The sequence below is a fragment of the Melioribacter sp. genome (assembly GCF_049325435.1).
Lineage (GTDB): Bacteria > Bacteroidota > Ignavibacteria > Ignavibacteriales > Melioribacteraceae > Melioribacter > Melioribacter roseus.
This window is the reverse complement of the sequence record NZ_JBMOLD010000015.1, coordinates 137696-158285: the sequence shown is the minus strand read 5'-3', so window position 1 is coordinate 158285 and position 20590 is coordinate 137696. Positions and strand designations below refer to the sequence as shown.

Sequence of the window (20590 nt, the reverse complement as noted above, 5' to 3'; positions counted from 1 at the left end):
AATGTCTAATTCGGCAAATCAAACGGTCAATGTAATTTCGGGATTGGAACTGAGCAGTTCGCCTCATGTTCATTCCAAATTTACAACTCAACAGGTAATGTGGCTGGTAAATTTATCTTTGCTGCCGGCTCTAATTTCGGCTGCGGTATTTTTCGGATTATATCAGTTGGTCGTAATCGGCGTAAGTTGCGCAGCGGCTGTTTTATCCGAGATAGTCGTTAAAATAATCAGGAAATCCGAAATTACGATTTATGACGGAAGCGCGTTTTTAACGGGGTTGCTTCTCGGTTTAATCATACCTCCGAATTTTTCATTGACATCCGCCGCCATCGGTTCGGCGTTCGCAATTATTATCGGGAAAGAATTATTCGGCGGACTCGGTTTTAATATTTTTAATCCGGCTCTCGTCGGTAGAGCTTTTCTCCAGGCGGCATATCCCGTCGCAATGACGACATGGAGCAAACCGAATTTTGCAGTCGACACGGTTACGTCGGCAACGCCGCTTGCAGCTTTCAAATTCGACAAAATGATAACGGGAATCGAACCTTTGATTATCGGGAACGTAGGCGGTTCGATTGGAGAGACTTCCGCCTTGGCGATTATAATCGGAGGCGTATTTTTGATCGGGATTAAAATTGTCAATTGGCGAATACCGTTATCTATGATTTTGGGATTGATTCTGTTCGGTTCAATTTTCTGGTTTATTGATCCGATCAAATATCCCAATCCTCTGTTTCATCTTTTCAGCGGCGGATTTTTATTGGGCGCATTCTTCATGGCGACCGATTGGGTAACTTCTCCTTATACTTCCGCGGGCATGTGGATTTACGGTTTATTGATCTCGCTTATAATAGTAGTAATACGACTCTTCGGAGGTCTGCCGGAAGGAGTAATGTACGGCATTTTAATAATGAACGCTTTTGTGCCGCTTATCAACAGATTGACGCACCCGAAAATTTTCGGGGAGGCAAAATGAACAACAGCATTAAAATGATTATCGCGCTTACTTCAATAGCTTTGGCGTCGGGAGCGGTTCTATCAGGCGTTTCGAACTGGGCGGCTCCTCATATCGAAGCTAACAGAATTGCCGAGACCGAAGCCGCTATTTATCTGGTGCATAATAATGCAAAAAGCTATAAGAAAATTGAAACCGACTTAGGCGAAGTCTATAAAGTTTATGACGAAAAAAGCGTTCCTGCCGGTTATTCCATTGTAGCCGAAGGCAACGGCTTTCAGGGAAAGATCAGACTAATGATCGGAACGGATACGGCGCTTGCCAAAATTACGGCAATCGAAATTCTGGAACAGGTCGAAACGCCCGGACTCGGCTCCCTAATTACTGAAGACGAATTTAGGAATCAATTCAAAAATTTATCCGCTCTACCGTCGGTAAATTGGGTTAAAGGCAAAGCGCCGGAAAAGCCGAACGAAATAGAGGCGATTACAGGAGCGACCATTTCCTCCAAATCCGTTTGCAAAATTATTAACGACGTGTTAGAAAAAGCAAGAATCGAAAAGCAATCGAATAAACTATGAAAAAACAAATTTCATACTGGAAAGAATTTACCAAAGGATTATGGGAAATCAATCCGACGTTTAAACAGGCGCTCGGAATGTGCCCAACGCTTGCGGTTACAGTCTCCGCAATTAACGGCGTGGCAATGGCTATGGCAACAACATTCGTGCTGATTTTTTCGAGTTTGTTGATATCGTTAATCAGAAAATGGATTCCCAATCAGGTGCGCATAGCGGCGTATATTGTTATAATCGCTACTTTTGTAACCATAGCCGACCTGGTAATGAAGGCAAAATTTCCCGAATTGAGCAAAGCGCTCGGTCCTTTTGTGCCTTTAATTGTAGTCAACTGTTTGATTCTCGGCAGAGCCGAAGCTTTTGCTTCCAAGAACAATCCGCTTCGTTCTTTGCTCGATGCGCTCGGCAACGGCGCCGGTTTTTTAATTGCCCTTACTTTAATGGGAAGCGTTCGCGAATTATTCGGCAACGGAACTGTCTTCGCCTACCGGATTTTACCGGACTCCTTCGAACCTCTGTTAATCATGATTTTGCCTGCCGGTGCTTTTATTACTCTCGGATTAATGATGGGATTAGCAAACGGCTACGTGAACAAAAAGAAAAAGTCCGATATCGATTCGGTTATAACCGAATATAAAGAAAGCAGAGCAACTCTCGGGGAGGGTAAAGTTTAATGGAACTTTTGATTATTTTCATATCGGCGGCTATAGTTAACAATTTTGTGCTTTCGCTCTTTCTGGGAATTTGCCCTTTTATCGGAGTTTCTAATAAAATTTCGTCTTCGATATCGATGGGAATGGCTACGACGTTCGTTATGGTTATAAGCGCCGTAGTAAGCTGGATTCTTTATTTCAAAATATTGCTTCCTTACAATCTAGAATTTCTTCAGATACCTTCGTTCATATTGGTTATCGCTTCTCTTGTTCAATTTGTAGAAATGGTAATCAAGAAGGTAAGCCAGCCGATTTATCGATCGCTCGGTATTTTCCTGCCTTTAATAACTACTAATTGCGCTATATTGGGGCTCGCCTTATTATTGTCGATGAGAAATTATTCGTTTATGGAGAGCATTTTTTTCGGACTTGGAGCCGGAGCTGGATTTACAATGGCTTTGGTTATTATGGCTGGAATACGCGAGGAACTCGAAATGGCCGACGTACCCGAAGCATTCAAAGGCGCTCCAATAACTTTAATTACCGCCGGGCTACTTGCTCTGGCATTCATGGGTTTTGCGGGAATGATTTGAAATGAAAAAATATCTTGTCATATTGATTTTGCTCGCGGCTGCCTGTTCCGAGGACACAACTTACAAGCGCGTTTCAATCGTAATGGGAAGCGCCATAGAAATACAGGTTCGGGGGGTAAACGAAGTAACTGCAAACAAAGCAATAACGGCTTCATTCGAGGAAGCGCGCCGACTCGACACTCTATTTTCAACTTACATCGACGGCAATTCGATGTGGAAAATTAACAATACAATTGCCGACGAAATTCTTATTGACCGTGAAATATTTCACGTTATGAGAAGATGCGACGAATTGTGGAAGTTAACCGGCGGAGCGTTTGATCCCGCCGTTGCAAACCTCGGGTTGCTCTACGGTTTCGATAACGACGAAGACAATTATCGCATTCCTTCCGAAGGAGAAATTCAAAATGCTCTTTCGAATTCCGGATGGAAACATATTACTCTGCGCGAACCGAATATACTCGTCAAACCTGCCGGCGTCAAAATAAATTTCAATTCCTGTATCCCCGGCTACGCCGCCGACAGGATTGCAAATCTGCTATCAAATTACGGCGTTAAAGAATATCTGATTAACGTGGGCGGCGAAATTTTTGCCAGAGGGAAAGATTGGAAAGTCGGAATACAGCATCCGCGAAATCCGAACGATTTTCTCGCGGTCATAAAAGTCGACGGCTTCGGGGTGGCGACTTCGGGCGACTATGAAAAATATATCGATTCGAACGGTAAAAGGATTACGCATATTTTCAATCCCGTGACGGGCAAACCTGCTGGTCATTATGAATCGGTTACCGTAATTGCGCCTGACGCTATGACCGCCGACGCTCTGTCGACCGCTCTTTTCGTAATGGAAATTGACGAGGCTTTGAATTTGATAAACTCGCTCGAAAATACCGAAGCGGTTTTTGTCGACTCGTCAGGGACAATCCGCAAATCTCTTAATTTCGATAAATATATCGCGGGGGAATAATGGACTCGATATTGATAATAGCTTTGGCAACCATGGGAGGACTCGGATTCATATTCGCCGGCGGACTCGCGTTTGCCGACAGGAAATTGAGAGTGGAAGAAAATCCTCTAATTGCAAAAGTTAGCGAACTCCTTCCCAATGCAAACTGCGGCGCCTGCGGCAATGCCGGTTGTTACGATTTTGCAGTCAAAGTAGTCGAAGGGAAATTAGCTCCTACTTCCTGCCCGGTATGCGACGAAGAAGCAGCCGCGGAAATTGCAAAACTTACAGGCGGCGACGGCGTCAACGCAATAAAACTTTTACCGCGTATCCTTTGCGGCGGCGGCGACGGCAAAGCTAAAAATAAAGACGTTCACTACAAAGGACCTTCGAAGTGCGCTTTGACGGACATTGTAGCCGGAGGCGATAAAAAATGCAGCTACGGTTGCCTCGGCGGCGGCGATTGTGTAGAGGCTTGCAAATTCAATGCAATCTATATCGGTAACGACAAACTCCCCGTCGTAATCGAAGAGCTTTGCAAAGGCTGCGGACTGTGCGCTCAAGCCTGCCCGCGCGGAATAATCGAAATGCATCCGGCTGAGAGAGATTTGTTCGTCTATTGCAAAAGCCACGACGACCCCAAAACTTCCAAAGAGAATTGCTCGGCGGCTTGTATCGGATGCGGCATTTGCGCCCGAAATTCGAATGGCGCCGTTGAAATTATAGACAACCTTGCGGTCATAAATTACGAGTTATTGAATCCCGGGGAAATTCCGATTGAGAAGTGTTCGACACGCGCAATAAAAAAAATCGAGAAAAATAAAATGACTGTTTCTCTGAACTGACATGAAAGAAGAATTATTAATAGAAGAAGGAATAGTATCCAGGTCGTTGGGCAAATTTTCAGAGGTCGTTCTGGAAGATGTAACCGACTGCACAGAATGTTCCGCGCGATTAATTTGCAAACCCCGGGGGGACGATAAAAAAATAATTGTAGCACACGATCCTTTTGGAGCCGCTCCGGGCGACAAAGTTAAAATTGCAATCAGCGGATCAACCATTTTTAAATCGGCTTTCCTTCTTTACGGTCTTCCCGTTTTGATTTTTATAATCAGTATAACTGCGGCTTACTCATTAGAATTTATGTTCCCGGGCGACGAGCTGACATCCTTCGTCATAGCAATATTAATTACGGGCGTTTACTACGCATTCTTTTCATTCGCTTCAAAAAAATTTTTCAATTTCCCGAACCCCAAAATTATTTCGGTATCCAGAGCCAAGTTAAACTATTAAATTTTTTTTACCAACAGCATTAGAGCCGCGATAAGACTGACGGCCGAAGATATCAAGAATGGCAGTTGAAATCCGTACGCATCCCACAGCAATCCCGTAAAAAACGATCCGCTCAACACACCGAGGCTCATCATGCCGTTCAACAGCCCGATAGCCGATCCTTTAAATGAAGGGTCTACCAGATCGTTTACCCACGCTTTTATTATACCTTCCGTAGACGCCGAGTATATGCCGTAAAGAGCAAAACACAACCAGATAATTATAATCGATTGATATAACGCGAATATCAAATAGACAATTGAAAAGACCGTCAGACCCGCAGAGACAATATATTTCTTGCCTATCTTATCCGAAATCATTCCGAGCGGATACGACGTCGTGGCATAGACGATATTAAAGAAAACGTATCCCGCAATGGCAAGGGCATCAGAATTTGAAATATCCTGAGAGCGCAGAATCAGGAACACATCGCTGCTGTTGACTATAGAAAACAAAGTAATTATCGAGACCACGTATTTATAATTTGCAGGAGCGGTTTTCCAGAACGTCATGAATGTTATACTACTTCCGTTTTCGGCCGGCGGCGTTTTGACTTCTTTTACGAAAAACGTGAATGCAATAGCCAGCATAGAAGGAATAAATGCTATAAGATAAACAAGAATATAATTCGCCGGAAAGAAATAAAGAAGTATTATTGCCGCCAGAGGTCCGGCTACGGCGCCCAGAGTATCCATCGAACGATGAAAACCGAAAACCGCTCCGGAATTATTTTTGTTCGAATAACTTCCGAGCAGCGCATCCCTTGGCGAAGTTCTGATTCCTTTGCCTATTCTGTCTGCAATACGGGAAATAAATACCGTAGAAACATACGGGAAAATTCCGGGCAGCGATTTAACTACGCCGGAAAGCCCGTAACCAACTTGTACGAAAATTTTACGTTTCCCCGTTTTATCCGAAAGTAAGCCGAAGTATCCTTTCATCAGTCCGGCGGTGATTTCCGCCAAACCTTCGATAAGTCCCACCACAGCCATCGAAGAGCCGAGTACGGCGGTCAAAAAGAGCGGCGTTACAGGATAGAGCATTTCGCTGGCAAAATCGGTAAAAAAACTGATTACGCCCAGAACAATTACCGGTTTGGGTATTTTCCTGAACATTTCAGCATCCTCTTAAAATTCGAATCGAAATTTATCTTTTTTTGTTGACAATTTGAAAATAACTTCTAACATTATAGTGTAAGTTAAAGCTTGTTGAAATGACGTCGTAAAATCAACCGCATCAATCCTATCCAAACAGATAAAAGGAGGACAAATGGAATTTTATGAATTGCATCCCATTACGCCCCAGCAAAGATTCATCAACAAAGCCGTCGACGTATTACGCAGCGGAGGTGTGATTATTTATCCCACCGATACTGTTTACGGTATCGGCTGCGATATTTTCAACCATGAAGCCCTCGAACGAATTTATACCATAAAACAGGACTCTGGAACCAAACTCTTCAGTTTCATTTGTCCCGACCTGAAAGATATTTCCAAATACGCCAAGGTGTCGGACTATGCCTACAAAGCAATGAAAAAATTGCTGCCCGGTCCGTATACATTCGTACTGCCGGCGGCGAGAGAAGTGCCTAAAAAATTATGGACTAAACGAAAAACAGTAGGTATTAGAATTCCCGACAATAAAGTTGCTTTGATGCTGGCAAAGGAGTTGGGCAATCCTATTATAAGCACAAGCGTTACTAACAGAAAAGGAGAAATTTTATACGATCCCGAAGAAATACGATTGATATTCAACAATCAAATCGACTTAATGCTGTCGGTCGGCGCTCTCGAAGGAAAACCTTCGAGTATAATCGACCTGAGCGAAGAAGAACCGGAAATCATTCGCGAAGGCGCCGGCGACATAAGCATGTTCGTTATGTAACGATTTTAACTGTCCCGGTCGAACGATCGGGACAGTTCATTTATAATCTACGCCAGACAATTCGATCGCCTTCCCGGATTCCGTATTTATCCGCAAAGCCGGCGTTAACTTCCACGACGTATTTTGCGGGTTTGCCCGACTGATACGACGTTTCGGAATATGGAGTGGTGTACTTATGAATTTTAACGATATTCCCGCCGGCGTCTACAAATATTATATCGAGCGGCAGTATAGTGTTCTTCATCCAGAAAGATTGCGGACTTTCGTGCGGAAAGATGAAAAGCATGCCCTGATTTTCAGCCATATATTCTCGATACATCAAACCGGTGGCGCGTTGAATATCGTCGTCGGCTATTTCCACGTCGATCTTAACAATCTGCTCGTCTTTATTATTAACGAAAGAAAGCTCTCCTTCTTTCACGAAAGAAAAAGCAGTTTTGTTTTTCAACGCCGCGTTCAATTCCTCGTTGCCTTTTTCTTTTTTCATAAAAAGTCCGGGTAAATTTAACAGATAGATCAAAAAAACGACCGCGGCCAAGGCGGCTACAATCTTAATCATTTTGTTTTGATTTTTACTCTTTTTTGATTTGTTTTTTCCCATATAAAACTCGTTTTAAAATTTCAGTTCGTTCTTTTTATTGGATTTTTTGAATGTGATAATAACATATTTCAATTCCGCCGGAGCATCTTTTTCAACAATGATGTTCTTACCCGTCTCCAACGTATATTCTTTAAGCACGTATTCTTGTTCCGATTTATATTCAACTTCGATTGTTTCTTTATCCTCGCCGAAAATTAATAATTTTACTTCGCCTCCGCTGCCTTTTACGAGCGCCGGTTTGGAGTCGTAAGACAGGATATCCCTAAAATCTTCGAAGAAATCTATATACGGCAGATGGAAGTCCCGATTGCTCTCCTGCCAGTATTTGTTCAAAGAAGTAATTGCGAAATAACACTTTGGAAATTTCAATCGGTTTATTTCCAAATTCCAGGAGTTTTCCGCGGCAGGAATTATATCAATTAAATATTCGTTACTCAACTCAGAATTCGAATCGGGCAGGCAATAAAGAGCGTAATATCTTTCATCCGACGAATTTCCGGTATTCTTTTGCCAATTCAATTCTATCGAGTTGTATTTCTCCGAGTATTCGGCTGTAAAAGTAGAAAGCCGAAAGTCATTAACAGTTTCCGCGTCTTGCAGCCGCTGTGGTATGGAAATATTAGCGAAGGAAGCGATCCGGATTTCCTTAATATTCGAATATCTGAAGAAAGCGATTCCGTCCGCGCCTATCTTTTGGGAGAATTCGACCATTTTATTTATTACGGCTTTTACTTCTGGTTTATAAGCGGCTATACCGACTATCACGTTTTTACCGAAAGAATTTTCGACCCACTCGCGCGCAATTTTATCAAATGCGGTCTGATCTTCGAAAGACCAATAGACTTGCGGGGCAATATAATCGAGAATTCCTCTGCGCAGCCATTCACGCGAATCCTGATAAACCTGGGAATATCCTTCCCAGCCGTACATTCCTTTCAGGTTTCTGTAGATGCCGATCGGCGTTGCTCCTACTTTTACGTACGGCTTTACCGATTTCACGTTTTTATAAATCGACTCGATCAATTCCGTCACATTGTTTCTACGCCATTCGTCGCGATTTTCATTGCCGCCGTAATTGGCATAAGAGTAATCGTCGTCTATATTATTTCCGGGATATCTGATATAATCGAGCTGTATGCCGTCGACGTCGTACCTTTCAATTAATTCCGTTACCAGATTCTTGAGATAATTTCTTACTTCCGGTCGTCCTATATCGAGCCACAGCGACACTCCGTTTTCGTCTTTGTGCCTTAATATCCATTCGGGTTTTCGAACGGCGATATGATTCGAATCGACCGTCAAAGAATTCGACGCAAAAACCTGAACGGCGTTTATCCAGGCGTGAAGTTCGAGCCCTCTCTTATGAGCTTCTTCCGTTGCAAAAGCAAGGACGTCAAATCCGGGCGATACGTAAGGGCTTGGAGGGTCGTATGAAGAATTGAACATAACCGTTCCGTTGCTTCTGACCTGGAAGTAAACCGTATTTAATTTTTTGGCTTTAACCGAATCGAAAATTTCAATCAATGCCTTTTTTTGGATGTCGATATCAAAAGTCGGCGGAGGCCAGTCGAGACGATGATTCGTTGCCACCCATACTGCGCGCGTTTCTCTTTTGGTTTCTGCCGGAACGATTCCTACTACGATTAAAAATATTATCAGAATTTTTTTCATTTCCGATTATTCGCAAAAATATTGAAGACCGTTATTAATTGCATAAAGCGCGTCTCGTTTATCGGCTTCGGCGTCGATAATAAGTTTGCCCGCTTTTTCCAGCAACACAAAATTAATCGAGCCTTTTTTATTTTTTTTGTCGCGGAACATAATTTTATAGAGCGTTTCCGGATTATATTGCTTTAATTTAATTTCGTTTCTGAATTCGATTATCAAAGACAGGTACTTTTCGAGATATTCATCGTTCATCATCCCCAATTTATTCGAAAGGTGCAAAGCGCATGCAATGCCCGCAATTACCGCCTGACCGTGTTTGATTTTATGATTTTGTTCGACTTCGATTGCATGAGCGAACGTATGTCCCAGGTTCAGAATTTTTCGTAGTCCGCTTTTTTCATTTTCGTCTTTTTCAACAATGCTGCCTTTTAAAGAAACCGACTCGCGAATAACTTTATTGAGAAACGAGTAATTATAGTCAAATGCCTTTCTATAGTTTTTTGCAACATAATCAAAGAAATCGTCTCCGATCAACAAGCCGTATTTGATTACTTCGCCGAGACCGCAAAGCAGTTCGTCGCGCGGAAGCGTTTTAATAAATTCCGTATCAATCAAGACTGATTCCGGTTGATAAAAAGCGCCGATAATATTTTTCGTATGACCGTAGTTTATTCCGGTTTTACCTCCGATTGCGCTGTCGACCATGGCTAGCAGAGTCGTGGGAATATGGATATAGCCGATTCCTCTGGCGTAAACCGACGCCGCAAATCCGCCCAAGTCACCCGTTATGCCTCCTCCTAAGGCGATTAAGAACGAACTCCTTCCGAGATTTTTGCGCAGCATTAAATCGAATATTTTTTTCAGACTATCTAAAGATTTATTTTTTTCATCCGCTTTGAATTTATATACAACGACGTTGCCTTTCAGACCTTTAATCATACTTTCTATTTTTTCTTTGTGCAGCCTGTACACATTCGAATCGACGATGATAATCGAATCATTGTAACCTGCAAGCGAGTTAATTTTGGATGAATACTTATTAATTACATTGTTCCCGATAAAAACGTCGTAATTCCGGGAAGGAGCGTTAATGTTTATTTTTTTCATTTATTTTCCTCTGAATACTTTGAGCTATTCTGTCGACAGTAAGACCTACCGGACGCGAGTCGCATTCGATTGTCAGATCCGCCTGCTCGTAGTAACGACTTCGTTTATCGAGCAAGTTATTAATCCTTTTAATAAATTCTTCTTTGCCGTTTTCATTCATCACTAGGTCTTTGAACAACGGTCTGTCGGTTTTGTTTTTCAATCTTCTATAAAGAGTTTCGTTGTCAACTTTGAGGTAAACAATAAAACCGTTTTCTTTCATGAATTTAAGATTTTCATCGATGGTAATCGTTCCCCCGCCAAGCGATATTATCACATCGTCGTTATTCGATATTTCTTTCAGGAGCCGCGTTTCAACTTTCCTGAAATAACTTTCGCCTTTTTGTTCGAATATATCGACAATCGACATCCCTTCCCGTTTTACTATCTCTTCGTCCAGGTCGTAAAAGTCGAGTCCCAGGACATTGGCCAAAATGGGACCCACAGTACTTTTGCCGCTCGTCATGAAGCCTGTCAGATAAATAATCATTCTTCCGATTACTTTTTTTATTGGCTCGAAATATAAGCAACTTACGAGAAATAGTTAATTAATCAGAACGGCATAATTCCTACAAGGTTTACGACAATACCGATGCCGAATGTAATGCCGTCGATGTTTACTTTGGTCGTATACTCATCGGGATAGATCAAATAGATTCTCCCTTCATAGTTCACAAATACGTCCGTATATTTGCTTTTCAGTTTTATTTCGGGATCGCGGAAACGAATATGACCGCGCAGCGCAATCTTATCGTTAATATAATAATCGATACCCAACGAAGCCTGAATGCCGAAATCGATATTGAAACCGGCATTTTCCGTCGAAACATTAACCACATTCCTTATCATCTTACCGATATAAACGCCAACACCGCCGCCCATAAAAAACTTAAATTTATCCGACGAAAACGGAAGCCGGTAATAGACGCTGAGATCAATCGGGTATAATTTATAACCTTCTTCAATCGATATTGCAGCGCCGTTGAGATTGAAATCGTCTCTGGCTATTGTTTTGCGTATTGTTTCGAATGCCAGAGCCGTTTCGATCGATTCCGATATGCCATAACGTATTTCCGCCGTTATACTGTAAATGTCGTTCAACTCTTCATAAATATATTTTATGTCCGGGTTCGAAGCCTCGGGGTGCAAAAACAATTTTGAAGTTGTCGTATAATTACCCGTAAGCGATATCTCCGAAAGCTGGGCGTTAAGCGACGCAACCGACAATAAGTATATGATTAACAATCGTTTCATCGGGATTAAAGATAAATCATTGAGGAAAAAATAGAAAGGATAAAAAAAGAGGGGCGATTGCCCCTCGTTTAAATTATCTATAGAAGAGATGACGGTTATCGACTATGTCGGCTTCGTCTTTGAGTTTTTGAATCCATTGACTCAAAAGAGTATTTTTCTTTCTGTTGAGAAGTTGCGTTGCCAACCCGGTTTTTTGGAGTTGATATGTTTCGGGCACAAATTTGGTCCTGTATCTTACTTTAATAAGATAAACTCCGTTGTTGCCTTTAACAGGGTTCGACCATTTGTTCAGTTCGCCTTTGAGACAATATTCGGTAAAAGCAAATTCCTGTCCCAATCTCGGAATTGTTGACGCCGCGGTAAATTCTCCCGTAGAGTCGATACGAATTCCACCCCATACTTCCATAGCGACTTCGGGGTCGCCGTTGTCGCCCAGGCGGACGCGGATTTGTTCTGCAATCGACATAGCTTTCTCGAATTTCTTTTCGCGTAAGACGCGATTGCGAACAATGTCTTTAACTTCGTCGAATTCTTTAAATCCCGCTTTTATTTTGTCGGAAACCATCGCGACCACATAACCTGCGGGCACTTTGAAGACATCGCTTATTTCGCCTACGCTGTTTTCGAACGCCCACTTAACAAGGGCTCTGTTGCCGCCGAGTCCGGGTATGAATTGGCTTCCTTCATAGAAAGGCGGAGTTTCGACCACGTTATAGTTCATCAATTCAGCTTCCGATTCGAAACCGTTTTCTTTTGCAATGTAGGAAAAATCCGACGCGCTTTGGTATAAATCGTCCAACGAAGAGGCCGACATCTGAATGCGGTTTACTATTTTTTCGATTACATATTCCGTATTTGTTTTGCCGGTCACTTTAATAATGTGGTAACCGTAATTGGTCTTAACGGGTTTTTGAACTACGCCGACCTGTCCGTTAAAGCAGGCGTCTTCGAATTCTTTAACCATTTGTCCTTTGCCAAACCAGCCCAGATCGCCGCCGCTGGAAGCGCTGCCGGGGTCTTGAGATTTTTCTTTTGCCAGACTTTCAAAATCGGCGCCGTTTATCAACTGATTATAAATTTCGTTTGCCTTTTTCAAATCTTCGCCGTCATTTGCCGACGAACGCACCAGTATATGCGAAGCTCTTACTACCGGATTGTTGCCGCTAACTTTACCCACAATACGATAGACAATATATCCCTGGCTTGTTGCAACCGGCCCGATAATATCCCCTACATTGCCGTTATAAATCAGGTCTTGTGCTTCCGCGGGAATTGCGGTTAACGAAACGGTATCTTTGGAGAAGGGTACGTCCGAGTAGATTTCCACATAAGATTTGAAGGAAGCGGTATCGTCTTTCAATTTAGCGACAATTGCTTCGAGATTGCTTTTAATACCTAGCGAATCCTTCTTCGAAGGAACTCTCCGGAACAGAACGTATTTAATTTTCCGCGCCGGTTCAACTTTGAAATCTTTTTTATTGCTCTCGTAATATTCTCTTAGTTCTTCGTCCGTTACATTAACGTCTTTATCGGGAATAATATTCGGATTCAACTGAATATAATCGGCTTTCATTTTAATGTTTTGTTTAACGAAAGCGTCTTTAATTTCCTGCTCGCTTACAATCACCGAAGCAAAAAGATATTCCTGAAGTTTGCGTTGTTTGAGTTGTTCTCTGATTAAATCTTCATAATAGAGGACAATTTCTTTATTACGCGGGTCTCTCATGGCCTGTTCGTACAACTGCCTGTTGAAATTTCCCGTCGAATCGGTAAATTGTTGTCTCAGTTCAGCAGGCGGATTCGGGCCTAAGAGAGCGTCCCTTACTTCGTCGTCTGTGACAACTATTCCAAATTCTTTAATTTTTTCGTCGATTAATTTTTGAGTAACCAGAGCATCCCACACCTGGTCTCTGAAAAAATCCATCTGGTTTTCATCTATTGACTGACCGGTAGCCTGTTCCTGATTTTGACGGGCTCTTTCGACCATATTGGAAAATTCCTGGTAGGAAATGCTTTCCCCGTTAATCGAGCCTACATTCTGCGATTGCTGTCCCAAAAACTCAAGGACACGCGAATCCGAAATTACCATAAACAGAACAAACATACCGCCAACCATTAGTATGAACCACGGAGCTAAACTCCTCATCCGTGCCATCATAGCCATATAAGACAACCTCCGTTTTTAGAAAAAAATTAATTTTAGAAGCTTAATTTAGATACACACCAGCTTAAATGCAATCATTTTATTGTCTTCGCAGAATTCAAAATCGAACTGGAAAACCAAAATTAATTTGCGATTAATTTCCGAGCGTCCTAACTTGATAGACGATTTTAAAAAGGTTTTGGATATGAAACTCGATTTTATGAACACCTGGCTGCCTTTTATCTATCTATATGCTGGAGGCGGGATTTTCTTTTTAATGGGTTTAATAATTATCCGAAAATCCAAAGCTCTCGATATGAGACAAAAACGCCACCGTTTCTGGTGGAAAGCCTTAATATTCGGATACTTCTATTTTATGGCTCTTCATGCCTTTCTAATAATTGCCGCACTATATTTATGAGAAAATTATGAATACTATGACAAATATCGGAACTCAAACCGACTGGATAGTTCTGGTCGTTTATATGATTGCAATGCTCCTTTTCGGCACCTATTTTGCCAAGTACAATAAAGACACAAACGACTTTTTCTTCGGCGGAAGGCGTTTCAGCTGGTGGCTTATTGCAATGTCGATTGTGGCAACGGGTATAAGCAGCCATAGTTTTATCAAATATTCCGCAATGGGTTTCAAATACGGTTTTTCTTCGTCGATGTCGTATATAAACGACTGGTTCTTCGTACCGCTTTTTATGTTCGGATGGCTGCCGATAATTGTCTATTCAAAAATCAGATCGATACCCGAATATTTCGAAAGAAGATTTTCTCCCGCCGCAAGATTTCTGGTTACAATACTTCAACTTCTCTATTTAACGGGTTATGTCGGCATCGGTTTCCTTACTATGGGCAAAGCAATTTTGCCCCTCATGCCCGAATCGATGTCGATTTTCGGAATAAACTTTCATATTACATTAATGGGATTGATTTGGGTTACCGCGGTCATTACGGGGGCTTACATAACTTTCGGCGGACAAACGGCTGTTATATTTACCGACCTGGTTCAGGGAATGATGCTGGTTTTTGCGGGTTTGCTCGTCTTCTTCCTCGGTATTTCATACGTCGGCGGATGGGACGCCTTCTGGAATTTATTGCCTACGAGCTGGAAACTTCCCTTTGCCGGTTATAACTCGCCGGCGGAATTCAATTCCGTGGGAATTTTCTGGGAAGACGCAATTGCCGGTTCGGTAGGATTCCTGTTTATGAATATGGGATTGATAATGAGATTCATGGCTACAAAAAACGTACACGAAGGCAGAAAAGCCGCGGCGGCAAACATATTGTTCATGCTGCCTATTTCCGCCGTGGTTGTCGGCGGAGGCGGATGGGTAGCCAAAGCAATCTCGGAAATGAATCCCGATATACTGCCGCCGAATACCAATCCCGACACGATTTTTGTAGTGGTTGCCAATATATTGACCGGTCCCGGCGTATTCGGATTCGTAGTAGCTGCAATTGCGGCGGCATTGATGTCGACCGTAAGCACTTTGGTTAACGCCGCTTCTGCAATTTATGTAAACGACGTTGACAAGCCGCTCAGAATCTGGCTGAAGAAACTCGACAGGGGTAAGCGTCTCGACGAAAAGAAAGCGATGCTCGTAGCGAGACTTTCGACGGTAGCGTTTACATTCCTGGGCGTCCTGGCTGTCTATGGATTTGTTTCGTATCCCACGATTTATCAGGCGCATGCGTTTTTCCACGCTACGCTAACTCCGCCTTTGATGATTGCAATTTTTCTGGGCGCTTTCTGGAAAAAGTATACGCCCGCAGGACTGGTAACTACAGTCATCGGAGGCATATCGTTAATGCTGTTGGGCAATCGTTTCCCGTATGAATTGATACGTCCTATTGCGCACGGCACACCTTTCGATCCGGTTCATCCTTATACTTACATGAGCGCTCTCTACAATTTGATTGTCTGCGGAGCTCTTGCGGTTCTGGTTACTGTATTTCAGCGTCAACTCAAAAAATTGTCAACAAAAATTTATAAAAACAAACGCCACAATCTAATCATGTACGGCATGATTGCCTTCAGCGTTGCAATGGTCTTGACAGACGTTCTCGTTACTTTGTTGCGCCTCGATTTTGCTTCTGTGGAAGTTCTTTTCTCGTTATCGCTTATTATGTCGTTCTTCGTTGCATTAATAACCACTCATTACGTGAAATACGATCCCGAAGCTCAAACGACAGGATTGACAATCTGGTCGATTCACAAAGCCAAGGAATTTTTCAAAGGCAGCAAACTTAACGAGCGCGAAGGAGAGAAAGCTTTTGTACATTGGAAATTGATTACGGACGACAATGAAGACATAATCAATTTTTCTGAAAAAGACATGCATAAAATGGAAGCTCATCCCGGCGATCTTGTATATTTATGCGACGCAAGGAAATATTTGGGCGGCTTGAAATCCGTTCATACGGTGTACGGAGAGCCTCACAATGAAGACGGTATAGTTTACATCCGAAAACGCCATCTTGAATCGGGTTTGTTTATTGAAGGAAGAATCCTTTACGGCGAAAAAGAAATGTGATTAATAGCCGAATTTTTCTTTCAATTTTTTCTCGACTATCGCAGGGACAAAATCCGATACGTTCCCGTGAAACTGAGCAAGATTCCTAACTATAGTGGAATTCAAATAAGTGTATTTATCATGAGGCATCAATAAAATAGTGGTAATATCCCCGGCGAGTTTGCGGTTCATCAAAGCCATCTGAAATTCATACTCAAAATCGCTCACGGCTCTCAAACCTCTGATTATGCCGATAGCCCCCACCTGTTTTGCATGCTCCACGACCAATCCGTTAAAAGAATCCACTTCGACATTTTTAATATCTTTCAAGCTTTCACGCAGCATTTCCAATCGTTCCTCGACCGAAAACAGAGCCGTTTTCATCGGATTATTGGCAACCGTTACCACCACCTCGTCGAAAAGTTCGCTCGCTCTTTCCACTATATCGATATGTCCGTTTGTAACGGGGTCGAAAGTTCCGGGATAAATTACTTTTGCCATTTTGATTCCATCCAATCTAAAATCGATAATTCAATAATAATAAAAAAATGCCAGTCATCGAAAATCAAACTGATAAATCAAACTGTCGCCCAGTTTTTTTATCGGTTCGCGTTCGAATTCCGTTTTGTCTTTTTCGTATGTCTGAATCGAACGCTCTATGATCATAATGCCGGCTTCCGACAAAAATCCGTTCGCGATTATTTTTTTAACAACTTTATGGATGTCGTCCTTGAAAAATGGAGGGTCGGCTAATATCAAATCGTAAACTTCGTGAACGGTTTGACTAGAAAATCTGAGAGCTTCCATACGATAGATTCGCGTATTATCTTCCACTCCCAAAGCTTCTATGTTTTCCCTGAGCGTTTTCGAAACAAAAAAATCTTTTTCAACGAAGTGCGTCAATCCCGCGCCCCGGCTCAGAGCTTCGAGCCCCAGCGAGCCGGATCCTGCATATATATCGCACACTTTTATATCTTCGAAGTCGATTATGTTGTTCAGGTAATTAAAAATCGATTCCTTAACTTTGTCCGTAGTCGGTCTTACCAATTTCGATTTGGGAAATTTAATCGTTCTGCCTTTGAATTTTCCGGATATAATTCTCATATTCAAACAATCCTTATTGCAATTCCCGTGGCTGCGGTAAATGAATTGCGCTGCGAAAGGTAGAGCGGATTCTTCGTTACCTGTTCGGTGGTTTTGAAATACTCGAAGGGATTGACCTTAATAATTTTCTTGGGAAATTTTTCGCCGAATTTATTGATGAACTCGTCCGTGAGGCTTTGTCCGCTGATGACAAAATTGTCGACTTTGCCGTAGTCGACCCCGTATTCCGAAAGTTTACCGATTGTATTTTCGACCGATGTAATCAAGTCGCTTTGATTGTCATATTTTTTGAAATAAAAGGGAGTGACGCCTTCGAGCGCCATAAACGAAGAATAATCCTGTTCGATATAAAAGCTGAATGTAATTTTATCAATAAATTTATTTTTCGAAAGATAAAAAAACGCAAGCGACGACAGGTGGGCGTTGTCGATATATTTCAAAGTAAGTCCGTTGCGGAGACAAAATTGTTTGATCAGGTTTGCCAATTTCCTCTTCAATAAAAAAACAATCAACCTGTTTTCCTTGCGGATATCCGATTTATCGACTTCAATATACTGAACAAGAAAGTCCTCGGGCTTCGTTTCCGGAAACAGAACCGAAACTTCCCATTTGATATGCTCCATCAGATCTCTTCTGGTAAGCGAATGTTCGTACGGAATCTCGAAGACCGTAAAAAAGGAGTTCGAAAGGGTAAAAGAAGAAAACCTGGAAGTAAGATTTGTTTTTACGGGAAGTTTATTAAAAGCATCCTGGAGAATATCGAGAGTTTTTTTTTGCCAGTTTTCATCGTCGTCGGAAGAAACTCTAAATGGTCGACCGAGCGCCGTCTGATCGATATTCTCCAGAAAGAACGAATTGTTTTTATAGCTTATTTCAACTAACTGCAGCTTTGATTCAGTTAAATTTATGCCTACATGATTTTGAAACACAACGACTCAATACTTAAATTATTCCCATGAAGCGGTATTTTGCAGAGCGTCGCTTCTGAGATCTCCGATTGTGCCGTAACCGTCGGGGCATTCGATATAATATCTTTGACCGATAATTCTTATGGTATCGATATTAATAATTCTTCCTCTGCGGTCAATAATAGTATCGATTGATACGGAAGTATCGACCTGCAGCAAATAAGGTTTGCCCGATTTCGGCGAATGAGTTATTGAATCCCATACAAGATTTCCGTCGCTTAAATTGAGGAACGGATTTGTGGGTCTGCCCGTAATCGAATCGACGCCTTCAATTGCTTCTTTAACCGAAGGGTCGTTTTTCAGAAATGCCATAAGGCTGTCAATCGAATCGGTGTAACGGTTGTACTTTTCGTGCCACAGTCTTTCAGCGGATCTCAGATTCGACATTCTAAGTCGCGATTCTTTTTTATAGAATTGCTCCTGTTCGAGAACTGCCTTCGGATCGAGATATGCTACTTTTATTAATACAAAGACCAGCACAGCTATAATCGCGTAGAGAATTGCATGGATGTACCATGGTTCAGACTTGTAAGACATTATTCCTCCGATAAATCTTCTTATTTTACAATAATTTTGTCTTTTATCGTCTCGAGTTTTGAACTGCCAATACCTTTTACATTCAGCAAATCTTCAATCTTATTAAATTTGCCGTATTTACTCCGGTATTGGATAATGGCTTCGGCCGTCTTGATTCCGATGCCCGGCAGTTTTATAAGTTCGTCAATTCCCGCATTATTAACGTTAACGGGTATAATCTCGGATTCTGCCGTATTATTGTTATTAACCCGAATTTTTGTCTCCCTAAAATCTAAAAGTTCCGGTTTAATATCAACATTATTTTCGATTATTTTTGATTCGTGAACCAGGTCGTCCAATTCAACGCTGCTTAAAAATAAGCTGTCGTCTTGCTTGTAATTGTAAAGAAAGACCTTACTGCCGTGAGTTCTGAGAAAATAATTGAATACGCCCCCGACGATAAGAAAAAAAATCAGGTAGAAAATAACCCGGATTTCCGACTGTGTAAATCCGAGTTTACGCGTAAAATTGTAGATTAGTCCGATGTCGCACCTCAACTAACTGTTGCGTTTAAATTTAAGTTATAATCTAATAATATACAAATATTAATTATCCACTTTAATATTCGGCATATTCAACAGTTCTTTCAGGAGTTCTTTTTCTTTTGCATTTACTTTTTTAGGTACGTGTATGTTAATGCGTACTAATTGATCGCCTGCTCCATGGCTGTTGAGGTGCTGAATTCCTTTTTCTCTCATACGCAGAAATTTTCCCGGTTGTATTCCCGGTTCAATTTTAAGTTTGGCTCTACCCGTCAAGGTTGGAACTTCCACTTCGGTTCCGAGCACAGCTTCCGGAAAACTGATTGTAAGTTCGTAAATAACATCGTCGCCTTCGCGCGTAAAATATTCGTGCGGTTGTTCCTGAAAAACAACTATTATATCGCCTGCCGGACCGCCGTTTTTGCCGGCGTTTCCTTCTCCGCGCAGAGTCATATAGCTGCCTTCGTGCACTCCCGCCGGAACATTAACTTTTATAGTAGTTTCGCCGTAAACACGACCGTCGCCGGAGCATTTGACGCACGGTTCGGCTACAATTTTACCTGAGCCGCCGCAATTATTACAGGTGGTTATGTTTACGAACTGTCCGAAGATCGATTTGGAAACCTGGCGAATTTCTCCGCTTCCGTTGCATACAGTACAGGTCTTATGTCCCGTGCCGGCTTTTGCGCCGGAACCGCCGCATGCATCGCATTTGATATATTTCTTCAGTTTGATTTTTTTGGTTGTGCCTCTTGCAATTTCTTCGAGCGTCAATTTTAAATTTATTTTTATGTCGGATCCTGGAGTTCCCGTACTGCGTCTTTGCGACCTTCTTGAAGACGTACCGCCGAAGAAATCATCGAAGATAGAAGAACCGCCGAAAGCGCCGCCGAAAATATCGGAAAAATGACTGAAGATATCGTTGACGTTGTCAAATCCGTGAAAGTCCTGTCCGCCTTTCAATCCGCCGTGTCCGAAACGGTCGTATTTGGCTCTTTTTTCGGCATTGCTCAAAACTTCGTAAGCTTCGGCGGCTTCTTTGAATTTTTCTTCGGCTTCCTTATTTCCCGGATTACGGTCGGGATGATATTGCATCGCCAATTTCCGGTACGCCTTCTTAATTTCATCCTGCGAAGCGTCCCTGCTCACACCCAGGACTTCGTAATAATCTCTCTTAGCCAT

General features: G+C 42.2%; 23 protein-coding genes. 10 read left to right on the top strand and 13 right to left on the bottom strand.

The window, feature by feature from the left end; genetic code table 11:
• Position 1: 1 nt before the first annotated feature.
• The 7 genes from ACOYVE_RS12655 to ACOYVE_RS12625 are packed head-to-tail and all read left to right on the top strand — an operon-like array spanning position 2 to position 5018.
• Positions 2 to 976, top strand: coding sequence for an RnfABCDGE type electron transport complex subunit D (locus ACOYVE_RS12655; protein ID WP_014856152.1), 975 nt, complete (start codon positions 2 to 4; stop codon positions 974 to 976).
• Positions 973 to 1536, top strand: coding sequence for an FMN-binding protein (locus ACOYVE_RS12650; protein WP_014856151.1), 564 nt, complete (start codon positions 973 to 975; stop codon positions 1534 to 1536). Before ACOYVE_RS12655 ends, ACOYVE_RS12650 begins: the two co-directional genes overlap by 4 nt.
• Positions 1533 to 2207 carry an electron transport complex subunit RsxE gene (gene rsxE / locus ACOYVE_RS12645; RefSeq protein ID WP_422882277.1) on the top strand — a complete coding sequence of 225 codons (675 nt, stop codon included), beginning with the start codon at positions 1533 to 1535 and terminating at the stop codon, positions 2205 to 2207. The genes ACOYVE_RS12650 and rsxE overlap by 4 nt, the downstream gene beginning before the upstream one ends.
• Positions 2207 to 2779 (top strand): electron transport complex subunit RsxA, encoded by a 573-nt coding sequence (rsxA, locus tag ACOYVE_RS12640; protein WP_014856149.1) that lies wholly within the window; start codon positions 2207 to 2209, stop codon positions 2777 to 2779. The genes rsxE and rsxA overlap by 1 nt, the downstream gene beginning before the upstream one ends.
• A 1-nt stretch (position 2780) precedes the next feature.
• Positions 2781 to 3746, top strand: a complete 966-nt coding sequence (locus tag ACOYVE_RS12635; RefSeq protein ID WP_422882275.1) for an FAD:protein FMN transferase — start codon at positions 2781 to 2783, stop codon at positions 3744 to 3746.
• Positions 3746 to 4570: an RnfABCDGE type electron transport complex subunit B gene (locus ACOYVE_RS12630; RefSeq protein ID WP_014856147.1), complete on the top strand. Its 825-nt coding sequence runs from the start codon at positions 3746 to 3748 to the stop codon at positions 4568 to 4570. Before ACOYVE_RS12635 ends, ACOYVE_RS12630 begins: the two co-directional genes overlap by 1 nt.
• Before the next feature lies 1 nt (position 4571).
• Complete coding sequence (locus ACOYVE_RS12625) at positions 4572 to 5018, top strand: SoxR reducing system RseC family protein (protein ID WP_014856146.1); 447 nt, start codon at positions 4572 to 4574, stop codon at positions 5016 to 5018.
• On the opposite strand, the gene ACOYVE_RS12620 is transcribed toward ACOYVE_RS12625, so the two are convergent.
• Positions 5015 to 6172 carry an MFS transporter gene (locus tag ACOYVE_RS12620; RefSeq protein WP_014856145.1) on the bottom strand — a complete coding sequence of 386 codons (1158 nt, stop codon included), beginning with the start codon at positions 6170 to 6172 and terminating at the stop codon, positions 5015 to 5017. The two genes, ACOYVE_RS12625 and ACOYVE_RS12620, sit on opposite strands and share 4 nt — an antisense overlap.
• Before the next feature lie 154 nt (positions 6173 to 6326).
• On the opposite strand from ACOYVE_RS12620, the gene ACOYVE_RS12615 reads away from it, so the two are divergent.
• Positions 6327 to 6941 carry an L-threonylcarbamoyladenylate synthase gene (locus ACOYVE_RS12615; RefSeq protein WP_422882272.1) on the top strand — a complete coding sequence of 205 codons (615 nt, stop codon included), beginning with the start codon at positions 6327 to 6329 and terminating at the stop codon, positions 6939 to 6941.
• Between the two features lie 40 nt (positions 6942 to 6981).
• Here the strand turns inward: ACOYVE_RS12615 and ACOYVE_RS12610 are convergent, their stop codons facing one another.
• From ACOYVE_RS12610 to ACOYVE_RS12585, 6 genes are all read right to left on the bottom strand, one after another.
• A complete protein-coding gene (locus ACOYVE_RS12610) occupies positions 6982 to 7542 on the bottom strand; it encodes a DUF192 domain-containing protein (protein WP_014856143.1) in 561 nt (186 codons plus the stop codon).
• Between the two features lie 12 nt (positions 7543 to 7554).
• Positions 7555 to 9213 carry a glycoside hydrolase family 10 protein gene (locus tag ACOYVE_RS12605; RefSeq protein ID WP_422882270.1) on the bottom strand — a complete coding sequence of 553 codons (1659 nt, stop codon included), beginning with the start codon at positions 9211 to 9213 and terminating at the stop codon, positions 7555 to 7557.
• Positions 9214 to 9219: 6 nt separating this feature from the next.
• Positions 9220 to 10317 (bottom strand): 3-dehydroquinate synthase, encoded by a 1098-nt coding sequence (aroB, locus tag ACOYVE_RS12600; protein ID WP_422882268.1) that lies wholly within the window; start codon positions 10315 to 10317, stop codon positions 9220 to 9222.
• Positions 10298 to 10846, bottom strand: coding sequence for a shikimate kinase (locus ACOYVE_RS12595; protein WP_014856140.1), 549 nt, complete (start codon positions 10844 to 10846; stop codon positions 10298 to 10300). The genes aroB and ACOYVE_RS12595 overlap by 20 nt, the downstream gene beginning before the upstream one ends.
• Before the next feature lie 62 nt (positions 10847 to 10908).
• Positions 10909 to 11610, bottom strand: a complete 702-nt coding sequence (locus ACOYVE_RS12590; RefSeq protein ID WP_157867350.1) for a hypothetical protein — start codon at positions 11608 to 11610, stop codon at positions 10909 to 10911.
• Positions 11611 to 11683: 73 nt separating this feature from the next.
• Positions 11684 to 13756, bottom strand: a complete 2073-nt coding sequence (locus ACOYVE_RS12585) for a peptidylprolyl isomerase (RefSeq protein WP_422882265.1) — start codon at positions 13754 to 13756, stop codon at positions 11684 to 11686.
• Between the two features lie 202 nt (positions 13757 to 13958).
• On the opposite strand from ACOYVE_RS12585, the gene ACOYVE_RS12580 reads away from it, so the two are divergent.
• Together ACOYVE_RS12580 and ACOYVE_RS12575 are read left to right on the top strand one after the other, a co-directional pair.
• Positions 13959 to 14174, top strand: coding sequence for a hypothetical protein (locus ACOYVE_RS12580; protein WP_081489541.1), 216 nt, complete (start codon positions 13959 to 13961; stop codon positions 14172 to 14174).
• Positions 14175 to 14181: 7 nt separating this feature from the next.
• Positions 14182 to 16299 (top strand): sodium:solute symporter family protein, encoded by a 2118-nt coding sequence (locus ACOYVE_RS12575; RefSeq protein ID WP_157867348.1) that lies wholly within the window; start codon positions 14182 to 14184, stop codon positions 16297 to 16299.
• Here the strand turns inward: ACOYVE_RS12575 and coaD are convergent, their stop codons facing one another.
• Genes coaD through dnaJ form a run of 6 tightly spaced genes read right to left on the bottom strand, consistent with a single transcriptional unit; the run spans position 16300 to position 20590 of the window.
• Positions 16300 to 16779 (bottom strand): pantetheine-phosphate adenylyltransferase, encoded by a 480-nt coding sequence (gene coaD / locus ACOYVE_RS12570; RefSeq protein WP_014856135.1) that lies wholly within the window; start codon positions 16777 to 16779, stop codon positions 16300 to 16302.
• Between the two features lie 54 nt (positions 16780 to 16833).
• Positions 16834 to 17382, bottom strand: coding sequence for a 16S rRNA (guanine(966)-N(2))-methyltransferase RsmD (rsmD, locus tag ACOYVE_RS12565; protein WP_014856134.1), 549 nt, complete (start codon positions 17380 to 17382; stop codon positions 16834 to 16836).
• Between the two features lie 2 nt (positions 17383 to 17384).
• Positions 17385 to 18311, bottom strand: a complete 927-nt coding sequence (locus ACOYVE_RS12560) for a hypothetical protein (RefSeq protein WP_014856133.1) — start codon at positions 18309 to 18311, stop codon at positions 17385 to 17387.
• Between the two features lie 18 nt (positions 18312 to 18329).
• Complete coding sequence (locus tag ACOYVE_RS12555; protein ID WP_014856132.1) at positions 18330 to 18887, bottom strand: hypothetical protein; 558 nt, start codon at positions 18885 to 18887, stop codon at positions 18330 to 18332.
• A 20-nt stretch (positions 18888 to 18907) separates the two neighbouring features.
• On the bottom strand, positions 18908 to 19423 hold the full coding sequence (locus tag ACOYVE_RS12550; RefSeq protein ID WP_014856131.1) for a ComEA family DNA-binding protein: 516 nt from the start codon (positions 19421 to 19423) through the stop codon (positions 18908 to 18910).
• A gap of 48 nt (positions 19424 to 19471) precedes the next feature.
• Positions 19472 to 20590, bottom strand: a complete 1119-nt coding sequence (dnaJ, locus tag ACOYVE_RS12545) for a molecular chaperone DnaJ (RefSeq protein WP_014856130.1) — start codon at positions 20588 to 20590, stop codon at positions 19472 to 19474.